This is a genomic window from Fodinibius saliphilus (genome assembly GCF_005869845.1).
In the GTDB taxonomy this organism is placed as follows: domain Bacteria; phylum Bacteroidota; class Rhodothermia; order Balneolales; family Balneolaceae; genus Fodinibius; species Fodinibius saliphilus.
The window spans coordinates 108,171-132,017 of the sequence record NZ_VAWF01000005.1 but is presented as its reverse complement, the minus strand read 5'-3'; the positions used below and the strand labels follow the sequence as shown (position 1 = coordinate 132,017).

Annotated in this window: 20 protein-coding genes; 18 read left to right on the top strand and 2 right to left on the bottom strand. The window is 39.7% G+C overall.

Features of this window, described 5'->3' with window-relative positions; translation table 11 throughout:
• Window positions 1-2: 2 nt before the first annotated feature.
• The 11 genes from FCN14_RS15390 (at window position 3) to FCN14_RS15345 (ending at window position 10,201) form a co-directional block, all read left to right on the top strand.
• Window positions 3-929, top strand: a complete 927-nt coding sequence (locus FCN14_RS15390; RefSeq protein ID WP_138432196.1) for a CPBP family intramembrane glutamic endopeptidase — start codon at window positions 3-5, stop codon at window positions 927-929.
• Window positions 922-1,185 carry a putative signal transducing protein gene (locus FCN14_RS15385; protein WP_138432195.1) on the top strand — a complete coding sequence of 88 codons (264 nt, stop codon included), beginning with the start codon at window positions 922-924 and terminating at the stop codon, window positions 1,183-1,185. The genes FCN14_RS15390 and FCN14_RS15385 overlap by 8 nt, the downstream gene beginning before the upstream one ends.
• 7 nt (window positions 1,186-1,192) lie before the next feature.
• Entirely contained in the window at window positions 1,193-2,014 is an 822-nt protein-coding gene (locus tag FCN14_RS15380) for a phosphatidate cytidylyltransferase (RefSeq protein WP_138432194.1), read from the top strand.
• Window positions 2,001-3,026 (top strand): dipeptide epimerase, encoded by a 1,026-nt coding sequence (locus FCN14_RS15375; RefSeq protein WP_138432193.1) that lies wholly within the window; start codon window positions 2,001-2,003, stop codon window positions 3,024-3,026. Before FCN14_RS15380 ends, FCN14_RS15375 begins: the two co-directional genes overlap by 14 nt.
• Window positions 3,027-3,297: 271 nt before the next feature.
• Window positions 3,298-3,705 (top strand): helix-turn-helix domain-containing protein, encoded by a 408-nt coding sequence (locus FCN14_RS16150; protein WP_138432192.1) that lies wholly within the window; start codon window positions 3,298-3,300, stop codon window positions 3,703-3,705.
• 291 nt (window positions 3,706-3,996) lie between these two features.
• A complete protein-coding gene (locus FCN14_RS15835) occupies window positions 3,997-4,158 on the top strand; it encodes a hypothetical protein (protein ID WP_171032965.1) in 162 nt (53 codons plus the stop codon).
• A gap of 104 nt (window positions 4,159-4,262) precedes the next feature.
• The gene (locus FCN14_RS15365; protein ID WP_138432191.1) at window positions 4,263-5,006 is read left to right on the top strand and encodes an ABC transporter ATP-binding protein; all 744 of its coding nucleotides are present in this window, start codon (window positions 4,263-4,265) and stop codon (window positions 5,004-5,006) included.
• Window positions 5,007-5,011: 5 nt separating this feature from the next.
• Window positions 5,012-6,373 carry a hypothetical protein gene (locus FCN14_RS15360; protein WP_138432190.1) on the top strand — a complete coding sequence of 454 codons (1,362 nt, stop codon included), beginning with the start codon at window positions 5,012-5,014 and terminating at the stop codon, window positions 6,371-6,373.
• 3 nt (window positions 6,374-6,376) lie between these two features.
• On the top strand, window positions 6,377-7,072 hold the full coding sequence (locus tag FCN14_RS15355) for a hypothetical protein (protein WP_138432189.1): 696 nt from the start codon (window positions 6,377-6,379) through the stop codon (window positions 7,070-7,072).
• A 334-nt stretch (window positions 7,073-7,406) separates the two neighbouring features.
• Window positions 7,407-7,922 (top strand): peroxiredoxin family protein, encoded by a 516-nt coding sequence (locus tag FCN14_RS15350; protein WP_138432188.1) that lies wholly within the window; start codon window positions 7,407-7,409, stop codon window positions 7,920-7,922.
• A gap of 83 nt (window positions 7,923-8,005) precedes the next feature.
• A complete protein-coding gene (locus tag FCN14_RS15345) occupies window positions 8,006-10,201 on the top strand; it encodes a peptidase domain-containing ABC transporter (RefSeq protein ID WP_138432187.1) in 2,196 nt (731 codons plus the stop codon).
• Window positions 10,202-10,302: 101 nt separating this feature from the next.
• Here FCN14_RS15345 and FCN14_RS15340 read toward each other — a convergent pair whose 3' ends face one another.
• Complete coding sequence (locus tag FCN14_RS15340) at window positions 10,303-10,746, bottom strand: MauE/DoxX family redox-associated membrane protein (RefSeq protein WP_138432186.1); 444 nt, start codon at window positions 10,744-10,746, stop codon at window positions 10,303-10,305.
• Window positions 10,747-10,819: 73 nt separating this feature from the next.
• Here FCN14_RS15340 and FCN14_RS15335 point away from each other — a divergent pair, with 73 nt between their 5' ends.
• A complete protein-coding gene (locus tag FCN14_RS15335; protein WP_138432185.1) occupies window positions 10,820-11,716 on the top strand; it encodes a TIGR01777 family oxidoreductase in 897 nt (298 codons plus the stop codon).
• Between the two features lie 187 nt (window positions 11,717-11,903).
• Here the strand turns inward: FCN14_RS15335 and FCN14_RS15330 are convergent, their stop codons facing one another.
• Complete coding sequence (locus FCN14_RS15330) at window positions 11,904-14,543, bottom strand: FG-GAP repeat domain-containing protein (RefSeq protein ID WP_138432184.1); 2,640 nt, start codon at window positions 14,541-14,543, stop codon at window positions 11,904-11,906.
• Between the two features lie 114 nt (window positions 14,544-14,657).
• On the opposite strand from FCN14_RS15330, the gene FCN14_RS15325 reads away from it, so the two are divergent.
• The 6 genes from FCN14_RS15325 (at window position 14,658) to aroA (ending at window position 23,789) form a co-directional block, all read left to right on the top strand.
• A complete protein-coding gene (locus tag FCN14_RS15325; RefSeq protein WP_138432183.1) occupies window positions 14,658-16,793 on the top strand; it encodes a BatA domain-containing protein in 2,136 nt (711 codons plus the stop codon).
• Between the two features lie 6 nt (window positions 16,794-16,799).
• Window positions 16,800-17,381 carry a hypothetical protein gene (locus tag FCN14_RS15320; RefSeq protein WP_138432182.1) on the top strand — a complete coding sequence of 194 codons (582 nt, stop codon included), beginning with the start codon at window positions 16,800-16,802 and terminating at the stop codon, window positions 17,379-17,381.
• 41 nt (window positions 17,382-17,422) lie between these two features.
• On the top strand, window positions 17,423-18,712 hold the full coding sequence (gene hflX / locus FCN14_RS15315) for a GTPase HflX (protein ID WP_138432181.1): 1,290 nt from the start codon (window positions 17,423-17,425) through the stop codon (window positions 18,710-18,712).
• A 23-nt stretch (window positions 18,713-18,735) separates the two neighbouring features.
• Window positions 18,736-19,404 (top strand): CBS domain-containing protein, encoded by a 669-nt coding sequence (locus tag FCN14_RS15310; protein WP_138432180.1) that lies wholly within the window; start codon window positions 18,736-18,738, stop codon window positions 19,402-19,404.
• 101 nt (window positions 19,405-19,505) lie between these two features.
• Window positions 19,506-22,496 (top strand): tetratricopeptide repeat protein, encoded by a 2,991-nt coding sequence (locus FCN14_RS15305; protein WP_138432179.1) that lies wholly within the window; start codon window positions 19,506-19,508, stop codon window positions 22,494-22,496.
• Between the two features lie 3 nt (window positions 22,497-22,499).
• The gene (gene aroA, locus FCN14_RS15300) at window positions 22,500-23,789 is read left to right on the top strand and encodes a 3-phosphoshikimate 1-carboxyvinyltransferase (RefSeq protein ID WP_138432178.1); all 1,290 of its coding nucleotides are present in this window, start codon (window positions 22,500-22,502) and stop codon (window positions 23,787-23,789) included.
• Window positions 23,790-23,847: the final 58 nt, after the last annotated feature.

Sequence of the window (23,847 nt, the reverse complement as noted above, 5' to 3'; positions counted from 1 at the left end):
TGATGAGTGAAGAACAGTATACTTCTTGGGCAGAACGAAATGGTTTTGCTAACTGGGCACTGGCAATCCTTTGGATTATCGGTGCCTTTGTTTTATTTCAGGTAACTGCGAACCTTGTAGGAATACTATTAATTTTATGGCAGCAAGGAGGTGTATTTGATCCTACACAGATAGAACAGCTAGTCACGGAAAACATCGATCTTTTGTTTATTGGCAATTCTACGGGGCAAATTCTATTCCTTGGGTTAGCTACCTGGTTTTTTGCACGCCTTCATACTTCTTCTGAAGATCGCTCTTCTTTTTTTCGGTTTAAGTTTCATTCGGATACTCCTAAAAAAATCATATTAACTATTGCATTAATATTTGCCATTCAACCTTTTATATGGTTGTTATCATGGCTTAATGCTATGGTACCGACTCCTGAGTTCCTGAGTGAAATGCAAAATACCCAGATGCAGATGATTGAGGACTTTCTAAAAGGAGATCATCTTATCTGGTTAACTCTTTTTCATGTGGCCTTGGTACCGGCTATTTGTGAGGAAGTTTTGTATAGAGGGTATGTTTTGCGTGCTTTTGAAAAGAGCTGGGGAATATGGCCTGCAATAATAGTTTCGGGGCTTTTCTTTGGTATGTATCATGTACAGCCTACAAACCTATTACCACTGGCAACACTAGGGATGGTTTTTGCTTTTATAACATGGACGTCACGCAGTATTATACCGGCGATGGTTGCCCACTTGGTAAATAATGGGGGAAGCGTACTGGTAGGAACCTACTATCCCGATTCTGCTTTTGCCGAAATAACACCGGAAACAATGCCGCCTATAGAAGCAGTAATTCCGAGTCTGGTAATAAGCGGTTTTATTGTATATTTCATGTACATGCAGTACAACAAAAAAGGAAATACAAAACGGAGTTCTTATGTTTAATGAAGCCGATCCCAATGAAATTGAGAACTGGGCCTGCATTATGGAGGCAGGTACAGAATATGAAATTGAAATGGCTAAAGAACATCTGGCTGATCAGGATATACCAGCCAATATTTTATCAAAGCGAGATTCAGCTTTAAGTCTCAATGTGGGAGAAACCGCATTGGTATACCTTTATGTCCCCAATGAGTATGAAGAGGAAGCGCGGGAAATATTAGCTCAGACTGAGATTGATAATAAAGGTGAAGAAGAGTAGATAAGCTGTGAGTGAACTGACTAAGCGTATTCTTTTTGCGGTACCCGCTGCGGCTTTGTTCTTATTTATTACCTGGCTTGGGGGTCTTTGGTTTGTGGGATTGGTGATCCCTATATCATTAATTATACAGCACGAATTGTCTTCTTTATGCGAAGGAGCCGGTTTTAAGCCGGACACATATTTCCCTTACACCATTGGTCTTTGGATCTTGTTAATTCCTTTTTTGGATCACGCTTTTCCTATAGGGATCGGTATTTTTCTTCTTTTTGTAGCACTTAAAATTTTTAAAACTGACGATATCGGTCTGCGAGAATTTATATCTACTTTTTTTGCCGGTATTTATGCGCCCCTTGGAATGTTAACGTTTATACTGATTCGTGATTTTGGAAGCGATGAGGTCGGTTTTACCCTTACCATAACGTTGCTGCTGATGGTCTGGGGGAATGATGTGTTTGCATATTTTGGGGGCAAAGCATTTGGTAAAAATAAGTTAGCTCCTACCGTTAGTCCGAATAAAACCTGGGAAGGTTTTTTTTCCGGCATTGTCGGGGCATTGGTAGGGCTGGGTTTAGTCATATTTCTTGTACCGTCCCCGTTTCCAACTACAATATTAGCAATCGCACCTGCTGCGGTATCTATTAGTATCTTTGGTCCTATTGGAGATTTAACGGCGAGTCGCTTGAAAAGGGCTGCCGATGTAAAAGATGCTTCTAATATTCTGCCGGGGCACGGGGGACTTTTTGACCGCTTCGATGCGCTGCTTCTGGCAGCGCCTGCTTTTTATTGTTACTTGTACCTGTTAAATATTATTGGATATGCCTCATTTTAATATTGAGCATCACCTGAATGAATTAACATTACGTAATCCTTTCACCATTGCCCGCGGTACCAAAGAAACGGTAGGTAACGTGGTCGTGAGGCTTACGGGCAATGGTATCACAGGTTTTGGGGAGGCCGGTCCCAATCGACGCTATAATGAAGATGCTGAGACGGTCATAAGTTTCATTGATGGACTTGAAGAAGATTTCTTTGATGAACTAGATAGACCGGATGCTGTTGCCCAAAAGTTAGCAAATGTGCATTCCCCGGTGTATTCGGCATTGGCAGCCCTTGAGATGGCCTGGCTGGATTGGTGGGGCAAGTCAAAAAACCAGCCGTTGTGGAAACTTTGGGATGCCCCCTCTAATCGTACCCCCACCACATCATTTACGATTGGACTAGACAGCATTGAGGTAATGCAGCAGAAAGTTCGTGATGCGGAAGAGTATCCCATTCTAAAAGTAAAGCTGGGTACCGATCGCGATCGTGATATTATACGGGCGATACGAGAGGTTACCGATAAACCGATTCGTGTAGATGCCAACGAAGGGTGGACTTCTATAAATGAGGCGAAAGAGCAGATTATGTTTCTGGCGGATCAAAATATAGAACTGGTAGAACAACCGATGCCGTCGGCACTGTTTGATGAGATGGCAGAGCTTAAGCAGTGGTCGCCACTGCCACTTATGGCTGATGAGAGTTTTAAAGGGAATGAGAACTTGGAGCAGGTGTCCCAGGCTTTTCACGGTATTAACATCAAACTTATGAAGATCGGGAGCCTGGTTAAAGCACGAAATGTGATTGCACAGGCGCAAAAACATGATTTAAGCGTAATGGTAGGCTGTATGATCGAAAGCTCACTTGCTATTTCAGCCGGAGCCCTGATTGGTACTTGGGCCGACTATGTGGATCTGGACGGTTTTTTGTTGATTAAGGATGATCCATTTGAAGGTATAAGCTTGTCAGACAGAAAAGAAGTTATTTTGAGTAATAATCCTGGGTTGGGACTTTCCAAAATTTAAGAGTGTAGTGTTATCCAACTCCCATGTCATTTCAAAGCCCAATTTGTGGGGGGGGATCATCTATATTTTTTATACCACATTTCGTTTTAGATAAACCATAACATGGACTTTTAACTAATAGTCGAAAAATCTGGTTAGTTTTTGGGTTCTGCAAAGTCGTAAAAGTAAAATAATAGAGGAGAGAGAAACTGGTACTAGGAGACTCCAACTATCGGCAAATTCTTAATTAGACAAAAATTAAGTGGTTCTAATGTAACATCACCTGGGGTCTATGCTCTTGTTATGTCAGGGTCAAGAAATGTTACTTAGTATGCAAGAGAAAAAATATTGTTATAAACCTATTCACTTAAAATTATCACTCAATATTTTAAAAAAGAATTTAAAGCAAATAACAAGCGCACAAGATTGGGCTCGGTATATGGGATATTCGAGAAGTTATTTTTCGACTTGTTTTTCAGAGCACTTTGGTGAGACCCCGTATCAATGTCTTTGCAGAGTACGGTATGGCCAATTACACAAAGTGATTTTACAGTATCCTTACAAAACAAGTCGGGCTATCGCTGCGGAGATCGGCTTAAAAGATGAGCAAGCCCTATACAAGTTTCTTAACCGGCACTATGAAACCAACTTTACCGAGATAAGAGAGAAGCTCTTATATGATAAAGAGTATAACAACTAAGCACAGAGTTAGACTTATGTCGGTTATCTTTTACTGCTGAAGATGAAACCACTAATCAATTATGGAATTAGCAGGTTTCCCGCATCCTGTATATTGGCTCCTAAAACTGGTCCCAAACAAAACGGATAGAGGGAAAACAAATAGGATACAGCTCAATATTGACGGATTAAACTGTTTTCATGATAATAGAAATGCATTCATTAAAAGGGTTACTTGGCAGTATAAATTATACTCCTGTTGGCTTTTTTGATGATCTAATTATACAATTTAAACAAAATCGAGAGGTTTATTATGGAAACGTTAGAATTACATCAAATGGAACAAATTGAAGGTGGAAGAGATGTAAATTTGGAAGTATGTCAAAGTCAAGATCTTTGGGCACATGCTGTAAGAGTGATCCCGGGTGTAGGCAGTTTTTGTTTGGGCGTTGCTATAGGTAACTATTTTTATTGATACTATAAAAAATCCTAAATTAATTAAAAGGAATAGAACTCAGTATAAAAACTGGGTTCTATTTTTTCTTCTTGTTATAACCTGATAAACTCTTTACTTATAATATGATACTTGAGGTTAGAGATATTAAAAAGTCATTTGGTACTACGAAAGTACTTGATGGCATTAATCTATCGATCCAAGAAGGGGAATGCTATTGTCTTATAGGTCGAAATGGAGCTGGCAAAAGTACACTTATTCATATTATAATTGATCTTTTAGAAACAGATCGGGGTGTGGTTAAGTTATTTGGTTCAAAATATTCCGATAGCTCTCAGTTAATCAAGAGTAATATTGGGGTATTGCCTGAATTTAATCCGGTCATCAATGAGTTTACTGGTATTGATTATTTAAGGTATGTGGGTATGATATATGAATTGCCCAAGAAGCTTATGAAAAAGAGGATAAGGATATTAAGTAATTATTTTTTTGAAGATTCTACGAATTTAAAAAAGAAAATTGGCCAGTATTCAAAAGGTATGAAAATTAAGATAGGAATTTGTGCAGCTGTCATTCACAAACCAAAATTTCTTGTCCTCGATGAACCATTCGAAAACTTAGACCCACTGGCCAGTAATAATCTGGCAACATTCATAAGTGATTATAGAAAGCAGGGAAATGCGTTGCTGGTCTCTTCACATGAAATAAATTATGTTCAAAAAATTGCAACTCACTTAGGAATTTTAGAAACACACAAACTCATTTACTCAGGTTCACTTGAAAAAATTTTAAATGAAAACGAGAAAAAATTTGATGATCAAGTTTCTTCAATGTTGGGCTATACACCAAAATCCTTAGATAATTTTTAGAATATATGCTGAAGAGGATATTACTTTTTCTTTCAAAAAAGCAGTTTAGAGAAGTACTTTTACGTGAATCTGAGGCCCGATATAAATTTTTTACCTATTTTTCCATTATCCTCATTGGCTCTTTTTGTATAGGTTATTTTCTTGCTAGTTATTATGATTTTAACGTCAGGGAAAATGTAGTCAATGTTAATAGTTTTCTTTTATTTGTAAATATATTTTTTGCTATAAACTATTTGTTATTGGATTTTTATCCTGTTTATAAAGTCAACCCTTTTCTTTTTCCTAACTATTATCCATTAGGCAAATACTCCAAAGCTCTAGTTGTGGTATTTGTTTCCTCAATAAATTATTATAGCCTGTTTGTGTTCTGTATGTATATACAGTTTGTTGTATTCAGTAATTTCTTTGGTGTTGTTGAATTGAGTAGTAGTCTTCTTTTTGTTTTTTGTGGATATCTCATTAACCGTACGATAAAAAATATTACGGAGTATGAGGTACCCAAAGGTAAATTGCTTTTTACAGTTGTTTTACTACTTCTAGCTTCTTATTGTACTTATATCTATTATTTCCATTTTAATTCTCTGTTAGGAATTATTCTTTTAATAACTTTCTTTTGTAGCTTATTTGTTTGTTTTACCTATTCTGAAGTAGATAAAAAAGTAAAAATACAATCTACTTTAAGACTTTTTAAGTGTACAAGTAATTTTTACTGGAATATACTTTCAAACAGTAATTTATCTTCAACATACTTGTATGGATTTTTTTTTAAAATACTTTGGCTTGCTGTGGCAGGATTGAATTTAGTGTCAGGAAAAACTACCGAAGTTTCAGCAGTTACATGGCAATTCGCTTCTCCTTTACTTCTCCTTTTATATACGGGATTAAACTTTTTTGGTTATAACAAGGAACTATTCTTCACTCACCTTATTTGCGAGGAGAAATCTAAAAATATAGTAGAGGTATATTTTAAATCTATGGGGATATTGCTTTGCATTGATGCATTTATATTTGGGTCCTTCATTATAATAACAGGGTTTTTGTCTTGGTATAATGTATTATTTTACATTAATAACTTTATAATTTTAACTGTAGTTAGCTTTTGGTTTGCTTTATATAGACCTCAATTCACAGATAACTTTCTATTTTTTAATTTCAGTTTCTTAAAAGAACGATCAAACGATTTTAATCCATGGGGGGTATCAGCATTAGTTATTACTTCTTTTATAGTTTATCAAATGCGACAGACATCCTATATGCTTGAAGGCTCACTATTGTTAATATTGGTATCTGTTATAAGTCTATACTTTGCCCAAATTAAAATTTCTACTATTTCAAAATATGCTTACCAAAAATTAAGAGGTGTTTGACAAATGGAAGCCTTTACTAAAATTAATTGGGGTACTAATTTTATAAATTTCGTTTCGTTTTTGGAAAAGGTAGATAAAAAGTGGATTATCTTTATTTTTGTTTGTTTAGCCTATATGGCTTTAAGGCTTGTCGCTAACACTTATATTTTTACAGACCAAATATTTTATCGTAGCTATTCTGATCAACTAACTCAGCAAAGCATTGAAGGACTGCTCAATATTAGAGAAAGGATTTGGTGGATGGACTATGTTTTTCAGCCTGTACTACTTTTAATCAAATTTTGTTTTGTCAGTATTTGTATTAGCATAGGGCTAGTTTTGTCAGATATTAAGTTTTCATTTAGTCTGGTGTTTAAATCTACTTTGTTAGCAGAAATAGTTTTTATCATGGCTCAAGTATTATACTTGATTAATCTTTCTTTTCATCTGGATACTCTTACATTAGAAACAGCTGCTAGTTATTATCCCTTAACCATGCTAAGCTTTTTCGGAACCGAAAATGTGGTACAATGGCTTCAATACCCCTTGGAGACACTAAATCTGTTTGAAGTTGCTTATATGGTAGTTATTGGTTGGTTACTGTCAAGGCAGTGGGAGAAAGATTTTTCGGAGAGTATGTTAGTAGTTATACCTTCTTATATAACCGGGCTTTTATTATGGTTAGTGTTTGTGATTTTCATAACCCTCCAGATCAGTTAAGTATGAGGGGGCTTTGCAGAACCACCTGCATTATATCATGCTGTTTGCCATCTGGGTGGATCAATATCTCATAACGGGTTTAGCTAGTTGAAAACAGAGGGTTATATCCTTTCTAATTTCCTTTTACTGCGATGAAACCTTTGTAGAGCTTAGCTAAATTCCTCTTACAGACGGTAGTTGGTCGCAGCTCCAAGAAGGATTCTAAGCTTTCCCCCATTTTTTATCCTGCATCAAGCATTACGATCAAACAAAAGGGAGAGAGAGCAAACATATCGGATATAGTCAGAGATTGTATCATCTGAATATTTTGTCATTTTCCAATAAAAAGAAATAGATGAAACGGAAAATTGCTTTAGCCTTTTTGTTGTTGGTCATGGGTGCAATTGGTTACTTGGGATTTTCAATCTATGAAGAGTTAGAACAAAAGCAACGAGTCAAAGAACGTATTTCGCAACTCCCTTCATTTTCTTTGGCAACCCTCGGCGGAAAAACTATCCACAGTGAGAAAAACTCTGGACAGATTCCTGTCATTATCACCTACTTCAACACAGAATGTGAGTACTGCCGCGCAGAAATCAACAGTATGAAAGGGCATCAGGCGCTACAAGAGAAGGCTCATATATATCTGGTGTCAAATGAGCCTCTCGAAAAATTAGAAGCATTCTCGAGTAGTTTTGGGCTCGATTCGTTATCTGCCATTCAGATTTTGAGGGATACCCAGGGAGAGGTGAAAGAACTATTTGGGGTTAAAGGGGTGCCTAATACATTTGTGTACGATGAGGACAGGAAATTGCTTAAAAACTTTAAAGGAGAAACGAAGGCTGAGGTGTTGTATGGATCGGTTCGGTAAAGTTGAGAGAAACTGATCGGATAGCAATTTGCCTGAAAGAACTCTCCCCCTGCTTGTAGGGGGAGATACAGAGGGGGTCAGAGATGTGGAATAAGAATTCTAAGTTGGAAAAGAGAGCAGAAGAAGTATTTGTTCATCAACAGGATCAATCTGATTGTGGCGTAGCTTGTCTTTTAAGCGTTATCAACTATTTGGGTGGAGAGTCAAAGCTGGAGCGTCTAAGGGAGCTTAGCGGTACTTCCAAACAGGGAACAAAACTGTTGGGGTTATACCAGGCAGCCGGAGAAGTGGGATTAGAGGCCGAAGCATACAAGGCTGATATCGAAAATCTTAAAGAACAGACGGATCCATGCATTCTGCATGTTGTTAAAGATGGTCGTTTGCAGCATTACGTGATTTTTTATGGGATAGAAAATGATCGGTTTATTATCAGTGACCCGGCAGAAGGGGTTAAGCAGTTAACGGCTAATGAAATAGAAGAAGTTTGGGAAAGCAAAGCTCTGTTGTTACTAAAACCTACTCCCGAATTCACTACAGTAGAGGAGAAAAAGGAGGACCGCTGGCGGTGGATTAAGCAACTGGTACGTGAGGATATTACAATATTAAGTCTTGCCTTGGCATTGGGGATCTTCGTATCCATATTGAGCCTGGCCACGGCTATATTTTCACAGAAGTTAATTGATGAGATATTGCCGGCCGAAGATACAACAAAGCTAATCGTTGGATTGGGATTGCTCGGGGTGCTGCTGGTAGCAAAAAATGGGTTCTCTTATATCCGCCAACTCTTTTTAGTGCGGCAGAGCAGGGACTTTAATAATCGCATTATAAATTCCTTTTATAGTTCTTTGCTAAAGCTGCCGGTTCCTTTTTTCTTTAATCGAAAAACGGGTGATCTGATTGCACGTATGAATGATACCCGTAGGTTACAGAAAACAATTACCTACCTGTTTAGCGAGATTATGATAGACATATTGCTCGTTCTTACAGCAGGTATTTTTATAATGACTTATTCAGTTTATTTGGGGCTATTCGTTTGGTTGAGTGTACCCCTGTTTTTCTTACTCACATGGAGATATAATGATGCCATTTTACAGGGACAGAAAAAAGTAATGGCTGCCCACTCAACCAATGAGAGTAATTATGTAGATACTATCCAGGGCATTGCTACCATTAAAACCGGTAATCGAGAGTCGTTCTTTTCGACGGTGACCAAAAACGTATATGGATTTTTTCAAGACCAGATTTTTGATCTCGGAAAGATTGGGATTTCATTTTCTTTTTGGGCGAATATGATCAGCACGTTTTTTATGGTTGGTGTATTGGGATTGGCTTCAATGCTAGTGCTACAGGAACAGATCCTATTGGGTGCATTAGTGGCGATCTTCCAGATGACCAGCCAGCTTATTCCTTCTGCAAACCGGCTTGCTCTAACTAATATACGACTACAAGAGGCCAAAGTAGCCTTTGAGCGTATGTATGAGTTTACATCATTGGAACCGGAGTATTCTGAGAGTTCAGACAAAGATGAGTCAATAGGAGCTATAAAGAAACTTTCTGTGTCTGAGTTATCATTTCGTTTCCCGGGCCGCAGTCAGCTTTTGAAAGATATCTCTTTTTCTGTTGAACAGGGAGAGATGATTGCCTTATTGGGCGAAAGTGGCTGTGGAAAGACGACAATGTTACAGATCTTACAGCGTTTTTATGAAGCTGAGGGAGGTGCTATTTCTGTGAATGGCAACGGTAAACTAAGGGAGATAATGGTTCAGGATTGGCGCAACCATATAGCTTCTGTACCGCAGCAGATTAAGATTTTTAACGGCACACTATTAGATAATATTTGCCTGGGGAATGTGCAGGAAGAAGCAGAGCAAATGGTTCAGTTTTGTAAAGATTATGGATTCCATCTCTTTTTTAAAGATTTTCCTCAACAGTACGCAACAATTTTGGGAGAAGAAGGGGCTAATATTTCCGGTGGTCAACAGCAGTTAGTTGCTTTAGCTCGAGCTTTATACCAAGAACCCGATCTGTTATTACTGGATGAAGCGACCTCGGCCATGGATCGGGAAACAGAGCAGAAAATATTTGATTTACTATCTTCACTAAAAGATAAGATGGCTATTATTCTCGTCACCCATCGGGTACAAAGTACAAAGCTTGTTGATCGAATTTATATTCTTAATGAAGGTAATGTTACTCAGGAAGGAACACCGGAAGAGCTTGCTGTACAGGATAACTTGTTTTCACGATCATTAGCAGACATCTCTGTAAGCAAGAGCTAATGAACAAAACAGTGGCCACAAAGTTTTTTATATTCAGAAGGTAAATTGGCCATATTGAATATTGGTGTGTTTCTAGAGGTGCCTTTTCTTTTTATTGATGCTTAATCCCTATTTGAAGTCATCAGTAGATAAGCCCCTAGAATTAATGAAACTAGTATGAGATTTCGAATTAGCGTAAACTCCAGTCCCGAGGCAAAGCCAAAGGCACCAAAACATCCACAACTGTCAATACTCATTCCTTGTAGGTAAAAGTAACTCAGTATCGAAGAAAAGCCGATTAGCATAAGCAGGGTAACCGAAAGAGCCCACTTCAGGTATTTTCCCCAGAGTAAAAAAATTGCGAGAATCAATTCCAATATTGAAGTTCCTATTACTATTATTGATGCATATTCGATAAGCCAAAAATATTCTGTAGCCAGCAGTTCTACAAGGTATCGTGCGTCGGCCCCATTGATGAGTTTGCCCACCCCCGAAATCAGGAATAGTAATCCTAAAATAATTCTTATGGTTAATATGGAATAACGTCGATATTTTTGGTTCATCATTATTACCTTTACTCTGGAATGATTAGTCGCTTATTAATGTAATTGATAGCTACCAAAAAAAGGAATAAAATTTATGAACATATTTTTATCCGGTGCTACTGGCTTTATAGGAAGTTACCTGCGGGATATGCTCCTTCGAGAAGGACATCTGCTGACAATAGTTACGCGCAGGCCGGAGGAGTATGAACAGGAAAAGGCGAAAAACCAGCGATTTGTCTCTTGGGATGACAACCTTGCAGCTGAAATGGAAAAGGCTGATGCGGTGGTGAACCTGGCGGGTTCCTCAATATTTGGACAGCGGTGGACCAAGGAAGTAAAAGAAAAAATATACTCCAGTAGAATTGATACGACCACTCAAATTGTAAGTGCTATAGAACAAGCCAATAATCGTCCTTCTGTGATGATTTCTGCTTCAGGTGCAGATTTTTATGGGGGACGTGGAAACAACGTCTTGGATGAAACCGAGGAGCCGGGAGACAGTTTTTTAGCCAATGTTTGTGTGGATTGGGAAAAAGCTGCAGAACCGGTTACGGCTTTAAATGTTCGGTTGGCTATTCCACGCATAGCGGTAGTCCTTGAAAAGGATGGAGGAGCCTTGGAGCAGATGTTACTTCCCTTTAAACTATTTGTTGGTGGTCCTATTGGTAGTGGAAGCCAATTTTTCCCCTGGGTTCATATGTATGATTTATGCAGAGGGATCGTTTTTGCAATTCATAACGAAGATTTTGCCGGCCCTTATAATTTATCGAGTCCCAATCCGGTTACAATGCGAACATTTGCCAATGAATTAGCTGCCCAACTCAATCGCCCATCACTATTTAGAGTGCCGGGATCAGTATTAAAACTGGTACTGGGTGAGGCAGCAGAACCGATTTTAACGAGTAAACGCCTGCAACCTAAAAAGTTGCAGCAACATGGTTTTGAGTTTCGGTTTTCCCATCTACAGGAAGCCCTGGCTGATGTATTATAAAATGGTTGCGACCTAATTATTTGGGAGAGATATCCACACTGCTATTTTTATCCTGAGTCGGATATCAGAATAAACGGTAGTTCGTCTCAATCAACACCTATTCATAATGAAATAGGATGCCAGCTTTGGTGAGCATCTTTTTAATTGACTTTTGAAGACTGTTAGTTATATCAATTTGGTGAAATGATTACTGTTCCTTGCCAAATATAGTCCAACATCGGAGTCCTTCCCGGGTTTGGGCGATGAGCTCCTTATAACCGTCGCCATCGATATCAGTTATTATAGGATTAGACATGGCTGATGTTGGAACAGAGTAGATCCGTTCTCCGCTATACGTTTCCCAAACATACAATCTTCCGAAATTAGCCAGAGCTATAATCTCATCAAGATTATCATTGTTTAAATCAGTGACAGAAGGAGAAAAGGATGGGGCGGCCGGTTGGCCCATATTTTGAGTAAATCGGAGCTGTCCATTGGTGTTAAGTAAGAAAACAGATCCATTTTTACTCATTGTTAGTATCATGTTTTCTCGATACTTCTGGTTTTGGGTGTTCACTGTTAGGTTATGAACAGATGGTGTACCCACAAGGGCACCGTTTGATGCATAAACAGCTTCGATATCTGAAGATTCCGAGTTAGTCTCGAGTACATTCAATGAATCGGCAAATAACTTGTTGGGACCAACAGCATATAGGTATCCATCGGCTGCATTGGCAAGAATGTGGTTTTTATGGATCAGAGGCGAACCGTTGAGTGAAGCATTAATAAATTTGGGAAATCCAGACCGTTGATTTCCGTCTGCCGTCCAAACATGAATCGCATTTTCTGAAAATGCTAATGTGGAGAGCGTTCCGCGATATTCTTTAACAATTGGTTTACTATGGATTTTTGCATTAGCGGTTACAGGCCATCCACTAAGATTTTTGCCGCGACCGTTTAGCGCATGAAGCTTACGATCAGCAGTGGCGACAACAGCATTTGGCAAGCCATTACGATCTATATCTTCTACCTGTAAAGGAGAGGTGATTGGCTCACTGAGCTTAAATGGGAATTTAGGCAATGGTTGGCCATTATCATTCCATCCATATACCTTATCGCCTGCTGCAATAAGAATTACGTTTTGGTTGGTCGAATACCAGTCGTAGACAACCGGAGAGCCCAAAGGTTCATCAGAATCTGTATTTGCCTGCATGACTACTGTGCCATCGGCAGCAAGGGCATAAAGGTTACCTGACTTTGTAGCGAAAATAATCTCCTCTTGGCTGCTTCCCCCGATATCAGCCATTATAGGATTTCCCGAAAGCTCAGCCCCGGTTGGGAAAATCCATTTTTCACGGTAGGGCGCACTTCGGTCCTCCGTTTGATAGGTCTTTACATTAAAAGAGAGTTTCCTGTTATTTTTATCGAGTGTAGTAGAAGCCGTAAGAAGATCAAATTTTGAAGTCATTGCATCTACGTAATTATCAGGAGCTAAAAAGGGCTCTATAAATGGGTAGAAATCTTGGCCAGCAACAAATAACCCGCTTATTTCTTTTGGTAATTCATCCTTTATATCTCGGAACTGTTGTTCATAATACATGGTCCTGCGACGGTTTCGGTCTGATGATACCATCTCCACCAATCCCTTTCGCTTGGAAATTACAACAGCGTTCCCTGTGACATCTAAGTAAAAATCACTAAAAGAACAGAGATTACTACCAATGAGCTTTGCTATCGTTGAGCTCTGAACAAAAAAGGTGTTATCTCTTCGTTGAATAAGGTTATCTGCAGCTAGTTTTTGCAGTTGGTTTCGTAGTTTTTTTGAGTCTGATACTCTGCGTATAAAAAGGTGTTCCCCGGTAGATAAGAAGCCCGATTGTGCATACGTTACCAAAGCAAACTCAGGATTGAGCGTTTGAGCTAGGTCTGTATACCGGTATTGATCAGCCAGCAAGACGGAATCCGTTTTCGTTGGGTTTGTTATGCTGGAGGGAGGTACTATTCTGGGCGTGAGGCGAAAAAGACCAAATGCTGCGGCATTAGTTGAAATATAGCGGTCAAGAGAAATAGGAGCATTGACACTGGAAAATGAGGCCACCAGATCTGTTGGCATATTTTCAGATAGAGGAATTGCTCCAGAAAAGTCAACTTCTTTTGTTCCATCGTTCTGATTATTTACAGAAAGTATAGAGGGTTTAGTGCCTTTTAATGCATTTTTGATTTGAGGCCGATAGGTAACTGAAGTAAGCTGTTTAATCCACTGATCCAGTGATGGGGTATTCATTATAATATTACCCGGAGATAGGGATAGGCCTGATAAATCAGCACGTGGTATGTTGCCCAGGTATGCACGAATAGCATCTTCAATACCAAGGCTTGACTCTGAAATCAACAGGTGTTCATGCATTTGAGCTGCAAAGAGGATACGTTCCTGCAAGTTAAGTTTATGGATGGTGACACCCTGAAAATAATATTCATTTTGTGAAAAACGCTCGTGGAAATGATCTGTTAGTTTGTTTAAAACATTGGGTGAAGTCTTGGCCATCCAGACAGTTTCAAGCTGATTGCTTGTGCCTGTATAAAGTAAGATGGCTTGTAGAGGGATCGATTGAGCAGCAGTAGAATCTATCCGAGATAATAGTTGATTTGCGGAAGAAGTTATATCATCCAAGAAAGGGGTATAGGAGGAGGCTAAGACTGAATTAAGAGTAGCACCTTCAGCCGGCATAATAACAAAGGGGGTCTTTTGGGGGACCGCATCAGACCAAGGCTGATCTGGAATAGAAGAACATGCTGATAATAAGGTGATCAGGAGCAGTATAAGGCCCGAAAATTTCAAGTGTTTCATGAATAGGTGAATTTCTCAGTAATATTATTACTTAATCGCTGTTAATTTTATAGCTTAAAGGTGTTTAAATAAAGTTGGGAACAACCCGCCCAAAAGTAACAATTTTTGATGTAAATGAACTTTTTAAGTCCATTTTTCTTATTCGGATTATTAGCTGTTGCCATACCGGTTATCATTCATCTAATTAATCTTCGGCGTCCGCAGAAGGTCTCATTTTCGACGCTTTCTTTTTTTAATGAACTCCGTAAGACCACCATCCGTCGAATACGCATTAAGCAGTATCTGTTAATGGCCCTAAGGGTACTTGCACTACTATTTTTAGCAATTGCTTTAGCACGTCCCTTTGTTCCTCCAACACTATTAGGCCCAACTAGTTCCGTTGAGCCCAAAGTAGTAGCTATTATGATAGATAATAGTGCCAGTATGAATCGAATCGGTAGTAGTGGACCACTTATTGAACAAGCAAAAAAGGTAGCTACACGTATTATACAAAACGCAAACTCTGATGATAAATTTTATATTGTTACTACTAATGGTGACGCTACTACACAAGAACGTTTATTAGGATCCAATAACGCAGCTGAGAAGATTACTGATATTAAAGTTCGAAATACCGGACATTATACGAAAGAACGTTTTTTAAAAGCCTATCAGCAGTTGCAGGGTGCACCGCAGCAACAGGCAATAATGTATGTGATATCTGATGGGCAAAAAAGTCAGCTCAATGATTTGAAAGATCTCGACATCGAAAGTACAGAGAATGCTCGGAAGCAGGTAACGGTACAACCCATTAATTTAGATCAAGGGAAGCAACAAAATTTAGCTGTTTCTTCTATATCATTAAAAAATCAAATGATCAGTCGTGATACGCCCATCACACTTGCTGTAGATGTAGAAAATGTAGGTGATGCAGCAGTAGCTAACCAATTTGTTTCTCTTGAAGTAGAAGGAGATTTTTTGGGACAGTATGAAGTGACGCTGAAGCCGGGAGAGGTGAAAGAATTTCTATTTCAAACAGTTCCTGAAAAAACAGGCAGTTTAACTGGTCGTATTATCATTGAAGGGGATGAGGTTGATTATGATAATCGTCGATATTTTGCAGTCAGAATTCCTAAAGAACGTTCAGTCTTAATTATCAAAGATAAAAACAAAGCTGCGGCCTATACTTCTCAAATACGATCTGTATTGGAAGCCGCCCAAGAGTCTCGTGCGCAAATTTCATTTAATGAACAACAACCGAGTGACGTTAATCCTTCTGAGTGGTCTTCTTATGATGCCATAATTTTAGATGGTGTAGAAGAAGTGCCAGACTACTGGTTTCAGGGTATGCAGCGCTATGTACAGGAGGGAAATGGAATGTTATTTTTTCCATCTGAGAAAGGAGCTCTTGAGAACTACAATCGCTTTTTATCTATTTTTAATGCCGGAAAGTTCACGAATATTATTGGTGAGTATGGTTCATTTGAACAAGTTATAAAGATGGGTGAGATTGAAAAGGGGCATCCCGTACTAGAGAATATTTTCGCTACAAAAGAGGAAGAGGATATAAATATTAAGCTGCCCTCTCTTTATTACTATTATCGCTATCGAAACCCTGCTAATACAGCTTCTATCGATATTCTGGAAGCAAAAAATAATGATCCTTTGTTAACAGAGCAGCCGTTTGGAGAAGGGGTATTCCTGGTATCAGCATTGGGAACCGATGCCGGCTGGTCAAATTTGTCGGTTAATCCATTTTTTGCACCTTTTTACTACCGAACAGTACTCTATGCCTCTTCATCAGAAAAGGCTGGTTTACAAAGACATGAGTTGGGAAAAAAGTTTCAATGGAAACAGCTACTACCAACTGCGGATGTTCGATTGGTACTTAACAAGTCGGAATATAAACCGGAGGTAGAGCAGTCTGCTTCCGGGCTGCATATTTTATACAGCGCCGAAGAATGGGAGCCCGGAATACTTACAGTGGAAGCAGGTGAGGATATATTTAAAATTGCAGTAAATCAAAGTATACTTGAATCACGTTTTGGTTCGTTAGAAAACACGGCGTGGCAAGAAATGTTTGCTGCTAATGCCTTGAGTGTCAATAAAGGAATTGAAGCCGGGCAGTGGTCGGCAGAAGAGCTCGATGAAAAGTTGAGTGCCAGTATGTTCGGTAAAGAAATATGGAACTGGTTTATTTGGCTAGCTTTGCTTTTTTTAATTACAGAGACAGTTGTCTCGCGGATATATAAAGCAGAATCCGTATCTTAAGATTATATGATACAACTCAGCGAAAATATCGTACTTTGGTTTATACTGGTTCCCATTACTTTTGGGTCAGCAGTATTAGCGACATCTGCCTTAGTTAATGTATTACGATTACGTAATGTGAGGTTAAGTTGGAAGACTGGCAAAATGTACGGTTTTCCCTTATTTTCAACCTTGTTTTTGATATCAGGTCTCATGGTAGGTAGTATTGCGGCATACCGAGCTGAACTACCAGAAATGATTGCAGCAGGCTTTTATATGTGGCTGGGCCTTTGTTGGTTTACAACCAGCTACCTGGTAACAAAGCGATTTATTACGGATCACGGCATTGTTAAAAACGTAAATAGACCCTCTCAAACGGTAGCATGGCATCAGATCAGAGATTTTGTAGAAAAAGAAATTGAGGATAAAACACGATATATCTTCATTTATGGTCACCAAGAAAAGGATGATCAATATAATCTGATCCGTTTAGAGCTTGATGTACCGCATAACAAAAGAGAATCTTTCCAAAAATTGATTTCTCATAAACTCGGACGACGTATTCGTTGTTATATGAAAGGAGATATTAACGTAGAGCAGTTCGAATAGCTGTTGTGATCGAATAATTTTAATTTTTTACCAGTAGTCATTTGTTCGAAGAGATACAAAATTCAGATATAGCCCAAGAGCGGGCATTACTAGTAACAGTTTATGGTCCTGATACACCACGAGTATTGGCTGAAGAATATTTAGATGAACTTGAACTGTTAACTTATACAGCTGGTGGTATTACCGTAGATAAAGTACTACAGAATAGGATGCATCCTGATGCTTCGACCTACGTTGGTTCGGGTAAACTGCGGGAGCTCAAACGAATGGCAGGCGAAAAAAATATCGAGACCCTCATTTTTGATGATGATCTTTCGCCTACACAGATTCGTAATATTGAAAAGGGAACCAAGGCCAAAGTGCTGGATCGTAGCGGTCTTATTTTGGATATTTTTGCCTCACGTGCTAAAACAGCAGCGGCTAAAACACAGGTCGAGCTGGCACAATTACAATATTTATTACCACGACTAACCCGCTTTTGGACTCACTTATCCCGTCAGCAAGGTGGTATTGGGACACGAGGTCCTGGTGAATCACAGATCGAGATGGACCGTCGTATGATTGATAAACGGATTGCTACACTGAAAGAAAAGTTAGAAAAAATTGACCAACAGCGTCAGACGCAACGGAAGGGACGTTCTGATAAAAATCGCGTCTCTTTGGTTGGGTACACCAACGCTGGTAAGTCTACGCTGATGAATGCACTTACAGAGACTGAAGTGTTAGCTGAAAATAGATTGTTTGCTACGCTTGACTCTACTGTTCGTCAATATGAGATTGGAAATCATGATATCTTGTTATCAGATACAGTAGGTTTTATACGAAAGTTACCTCACGATCTTATCGAAAGCTTTAAATCTACGCTTGATGAAGTTCGTGAATGCGATATCTTACTTCATGTAGTAGATGCTTCTGCCAGGATGATTCAAGATTATATCGATGTAGTAGAAGAAACACTGGAAGATATGGAGGTAGACGACAAGAAGAATTTATTGGTTTTTAACAAGGTTGACCTATTGGATTCGCACCAGATAGCAGAACTTCGACACGCATATCCCGATGCAGTTTTTGTTTCTGCAGAACGGAGTATTGGTTTGGGTAAGCTTGAAAACGAAATCAAGGAACTTATTGAAGAAGATTTCGTTACAAAGACTATGAAGATTCCGGTGGCCAAGTATGAAGGAGTCGCATTTTTACATCGTGAAGCTAATATTATGGAGAAAAAGTATGTAGGGTCAGATGTTGAACTTACTTTTAGTATTGCTAAGCCTGATCTAATGCGCCTGGAAACGTTGCTGGATAATATTGATACAGCAGAGTCAGTTATATAGGTGAATCCTTAAAGAATAAAACTATGTTGGCTAATAAATCCATAGTAGAACAAGAGTTTAAACCGCTAGAAGGCGGTGATCATGTTATCACGGTAAAGAAGCGTTTGGATCAGGAGCATTACGATATGCTGCCTGTTGTTAACCAAGTTACCCAAAAACTGATTGGACAAGTAGATCGCAGACAGATTGAGAAGGCCTCAGATAAAACGCTTGTTTCGGATTTGGAGTTAGATGAGGCGGTAAAAATATATCAGGGACAGCATATTTTTGAGGCAGCTCGGTTAATGTTGCAACATGAACTCCGCCTGTTACCTGTTGTTGATGAGGAATGGACATATCTGGGAGTTCTTACCAAAGATCAAGTTCTTGAGTCACTCTCTCGAATGCTTAATCTTGCTTCTTTTGGATCTGTTATTACTGTTGAACTTAGCAGAATTAACTTTTCTATTTCTGAAATTGTGCAAATTATAGAGACTGAGGGTGCTAAGATCTTGGGGGTAACAGTGGAAACCCCTAGCAAAGGAGATCAAAATTTTGAAGTCTCCTTCAAGTTAAATATTAAAGATGTGTCTCGTGTTGTGGCAGCTCTTCGTCGATATGAGTATACTGTACTTGCTGAATCAAAAAGTACTGTTTTTGGCGAAGATCTGGAGAACCGGGCTGATGAATTACTTAAGTATATCGATATGTAAAGAGTGCTGATTATAACCGTATCCTTTCTTTTTTTTCGGAACAAAAAGACAATTCTTGATATATTCAGTAATAACTGAAATGCAAACTGTTTTTCTACCTGATGTTACATAAGCGTGTCACTCTTTGTCTGCTCCTATTTGTCTTCGTTTTCACTGTTATCCCATTACAGGCTCAGGAGATTCAATCTCCCGATACTGAAAACTACCAACAAGGTATTACCCTTTTTGATAAGGGATTATATGAGGAGGCCATTGAGGAATTAAATCATTTTATTGCTAATCACTCTCAACATAGTCTGCAAGCCTCCGCTGGTTTTTATTTAGCTCGAGCCAAGTCAAAAATTGATTCGGTCAATACGCTCTCATATTATGAGACTTATATTGATCGTTATCCCTATAGCCTATTCTCGTCAAAGCTATTATTTGAAATGGCACAGCGCGCAGAAGAACAGAAAAAGTATAATGAAGCAATACACTTTTATGATCGGGCTGTACAGCTTGGATTAAATAATAAGAATGCGCCCCGCACTTACTATTGGATGGGAGAAGCTGCTGCCGCCAATAATGATAATAGTCAGGCCCGAGCCTACTTTCTCACATTGGCAGATAAATATCCTGACTCTGACTGGGCTCCCAAAGCTTTGTATTCACGTGGCAGATTATATCTGAGTGAAAATAAATATGATTCCTCAACGGTAGCATTTGAGTTACTTAAAGAGCGATATCCTCGTGATGAGATGACACGCCGTATAGGTACCGCTCTTGGTGAGTCGTACTACCAGCAGGGACGTTATCAAGAAGCTATTGAAGCCTTTAAAAATGCTATTCCCCACTTGGATGAAGAACGGGAAACAAAGGCTGTTTTATTAATAGCAGAAAGTTATAATTATTTGAATCAATTTGATAATGCATCTACCTATTATAAACAGTATATCAATCGAACAAAGGGGACTGATAAAGTACGAGCGGCACATTATGGTTTAGGCTGGGTTTATCATAAACAAGAGATCTATCACTGGGCAGCAGAAGAGTTTGGGAAAGCTGCAAAAGGAAATGATGAACTTGCACGCAAAGGACTGTACTATAAAGCTGTAAATGAAAAATTAGGTTCTCGTTACCGCGAAGCGATTGAGACTTTTCGTTCTTTCGGTGAACGGTTTGAAAAAGGGTTGTGGGTCGAAGAAGCTTATTACGAATGGGCCATTACAGCGTATGAAGTAGGGCGTTACAGTGAAGCTATTGAGGTGTTATTACCGTTGGTTCGCAGTGATGGAAAACTGGAGTGGAAGGGAAAAGTTTATACCCTGTTGGGAGAAGCCTATTTTGCTAACCAAGAATATACACGAGCGATACAGGCTTTTAACGAAGCTGAAAAGGTGACCGACGTATCTCCCGTTGTAAAGCGACAAGCCCAATTTCAAAAAGCTTGGGTCCAATATAGCAACCAGGCTTACAAGCAGGCACAACCTGTTTTTCAATCAATAAATGAAAAATATCCGGAATCAAAATTAGGGAAAGAAGCTCTTTTTTGGAGTGCTGATGCTTATTATCACTTGGATGATTATGGGCCTGCCAGCGCACAATTTGCGAAATTTATTCAACGTTATCCCAACCATAAGCTTGTTGGTCCGGCAAACTACTCCTTGGGATGGAGCTACTTTAAGATGGGGAGTTACGAAAAGGCGATAGAACCATTTGTTCGGTTCAAAAATAAGTATGAAGCACCGGAAGTAGCCCTGTATCCCTATGATACCGATACGCAACTACGTGTTGGAGACTCCTACTACGCCATTAGTGATTATGAGAATGCTATCCAATATTACCAGCAAGCCATAGGAGCCGAGCCCGGTGGAGATTACGCGATGTTCCAAATTGCCAATAGTCATTACCGTAATGAACAAACATATGAGGCTGTAACGACTTTTCGCCGTTTTCTTCGAATTTATCCCTATAGTCGTTTACGAGAGCAAGCCCAATATAATATTGCTTATATATATCTGAATACCGGTAACTATACCCAAGCAGTAGAAGAATTTCAGACCGTAATAAACAAATACCCCAATACGAGTTGGGCCGCTCGCTCGCAGTATAATATCGGAGACACATACTATAATGCCGGAGAATACGAAAAAGCTATCGATGCTTATAAAAAAGTGATGGAAAAATATCCCCGGAGTGAGTATATCATTGAGGCTGTAAACGGTATTCAGTATGCACAGATGTCGAGCGGAAAAGCAGATTCCAGCTCTGCAGTACTGGAAGATTTCCTGGCAGAACATCCCCAAACTTCAATGGCCGACCGTTTGCGTTTCAGGCAAGCTGATAACCGTATGCAAACGGGGGATTATAGAGGAGCAATTAAAGAGTTTCAGCAGTACTTACGTATTACCAATAATAGAGAATTGCAGCCGGATGCTCACTTTAACCTGGCAAATGCTTATGAGCAGACCAATAAAGTTGAAAAAGCAGTTCAGGAATATCGTACGATTGTCTCAGATTTTCCCAATTCAGAACGTGCGGCCCCATCGCTAGCTTCTTTGGGACGAATTGCCTACAGCCAGGGGAATTACCAAGAATCGGTTGATTATTTTGAGCAGCTTGCCAAAGAAGGTAGCCAGTATCGCCAAGAAGCCTTAATCGGCATGGGCAACGCTCAGCTTGTCATGAATAATATTGATCAAGCAGGGAAGCACTACCAGGTGGCGCTGAATAATAACCCAGAATATGCTCCGGCCAAAGTGGGGATGGCAAAGGTGGCATTACAAAAAGAAAACTATGAGCAGGCCAAAGATCTTTTAAGTCTGGTTGCGGAGTCAAATACAACGGAAGTTGGAGCAGAAGCCCAATACCTATTAGGACGGGTAAACCATCTGCAAAAGTCCTATGAAGCCGCAATAAAAGCGTATTCTAATGTTAATGTTTTGTACCAGGCTTTTGATGGCTGGGTAGCGAAGTCGTTACTTGGTAAAGCAAAATGTTATATTCAGCTGGGGCAGCGCGGTGAGGCCCGATCAGCACTCCAAAAACTGGTTGAAGATTATCCTGATACCCCACAATCACAAGAAGCTCAACGTTTACTGGATCGATCTTAAGCAATGAAGCAAGACGTTACACCTGCGAAAGTATTAAAAGGAACACTTAACTTACCAGCTGATAAATCAATTTCCCATCGTTCTGCGATGTTTGCCGCTTTGTATGAGGGAATTTCTACGATAAGTAACTTTTCGACTGCTGCCGATCCACATAGTACGCTGGATTGTATGAGGAAATTGGGGGTATCTATTCGTGAGCAGGAGGATAACACTATTGAGATAAAAGGAGTAGGTCGCGAGGGGTTGCAAGCTTCTGCAAAGGAGCTGGATTGTGGGAATTCGGGTACTACAATGCGTTTGTTAAGTGGTATTATTGGGGGATCGGGAGTATCAGCGCGCCTTATCGGTGATGAATCCCTGTCTGCCCGCACTATGAAACGCATAATAGACCCGCTCACTAAAATGGGTATAACTATTGAAGCGCGTGATGGTGACTATGCGCCTTTGGAAATTCATCGGAATGGACCTATAAAGCCGTTGCATTTTCCGCTACCTATTGCCAGTGCCCAGCTTAAATCATGCGTGTTACTGGCCGGCCTATTTGGAGATGGTGAGACCGAAGTAATAGAAACATTGCCCAGTCGCGACCATACCGAGCGCCTGTTAAATTTGAATATTGAAGAAAGAGATGAAAATAAGATTATCCGTTCTTCCCGTGAGGCTGTGATTCCTGAGCAGTCTTATCGTATCCCGAACGATTTTTCAGCAGCTGCCTTCTGGATGGTAGCTGCCGCCATACATCCGGACTCAGAAATAAACTTGCCCAAAGTTGGGCTCAATCCCAGCCGGACGGGAGCGCTGGATATCTTAAAAAGTATGGGAGCTACTGTCACGATTACGAATGAGAGTAGTGAGGGAGCAGAACCCGTAGGAGATTTGTCGATCTCGAGTTCAAAGCTAGAACCGATTCATATTACTGAAGAGGTGGTGCCCAACTGTATCGATGAGATACCTATTTTAGCGGTTGCTATGGTATTTGCTGATGGTGTATCTCGTATTTCAGGAGCCGGTGAATTACGACATAAAGAAACTGATCGCCTTACAGCTATGGCAGATGTGTTGGGGAAAGCCGGGGCTGATTTTACGGAATATGAGGATGGGCTGCAGATAAAAGGGGATCCCGATTTTGTGCCGAAGGCTTCGTTATATAGCAGTTTTGATGATCACCGGATTGCAATGTCTGCAGCCGTATTGAGTATGATGGCAGAGGATAAATCCCAAGTTTTGGATGCCGGTTGTACTGCCATTTCGTACCCTGCCTTTTGGGAAGACCTCGGAACACTGACGAATTGATCTCTGGTTACGCAAATCTGACAATTACTATTCGGTACTGACGTATTAATGCCAATAC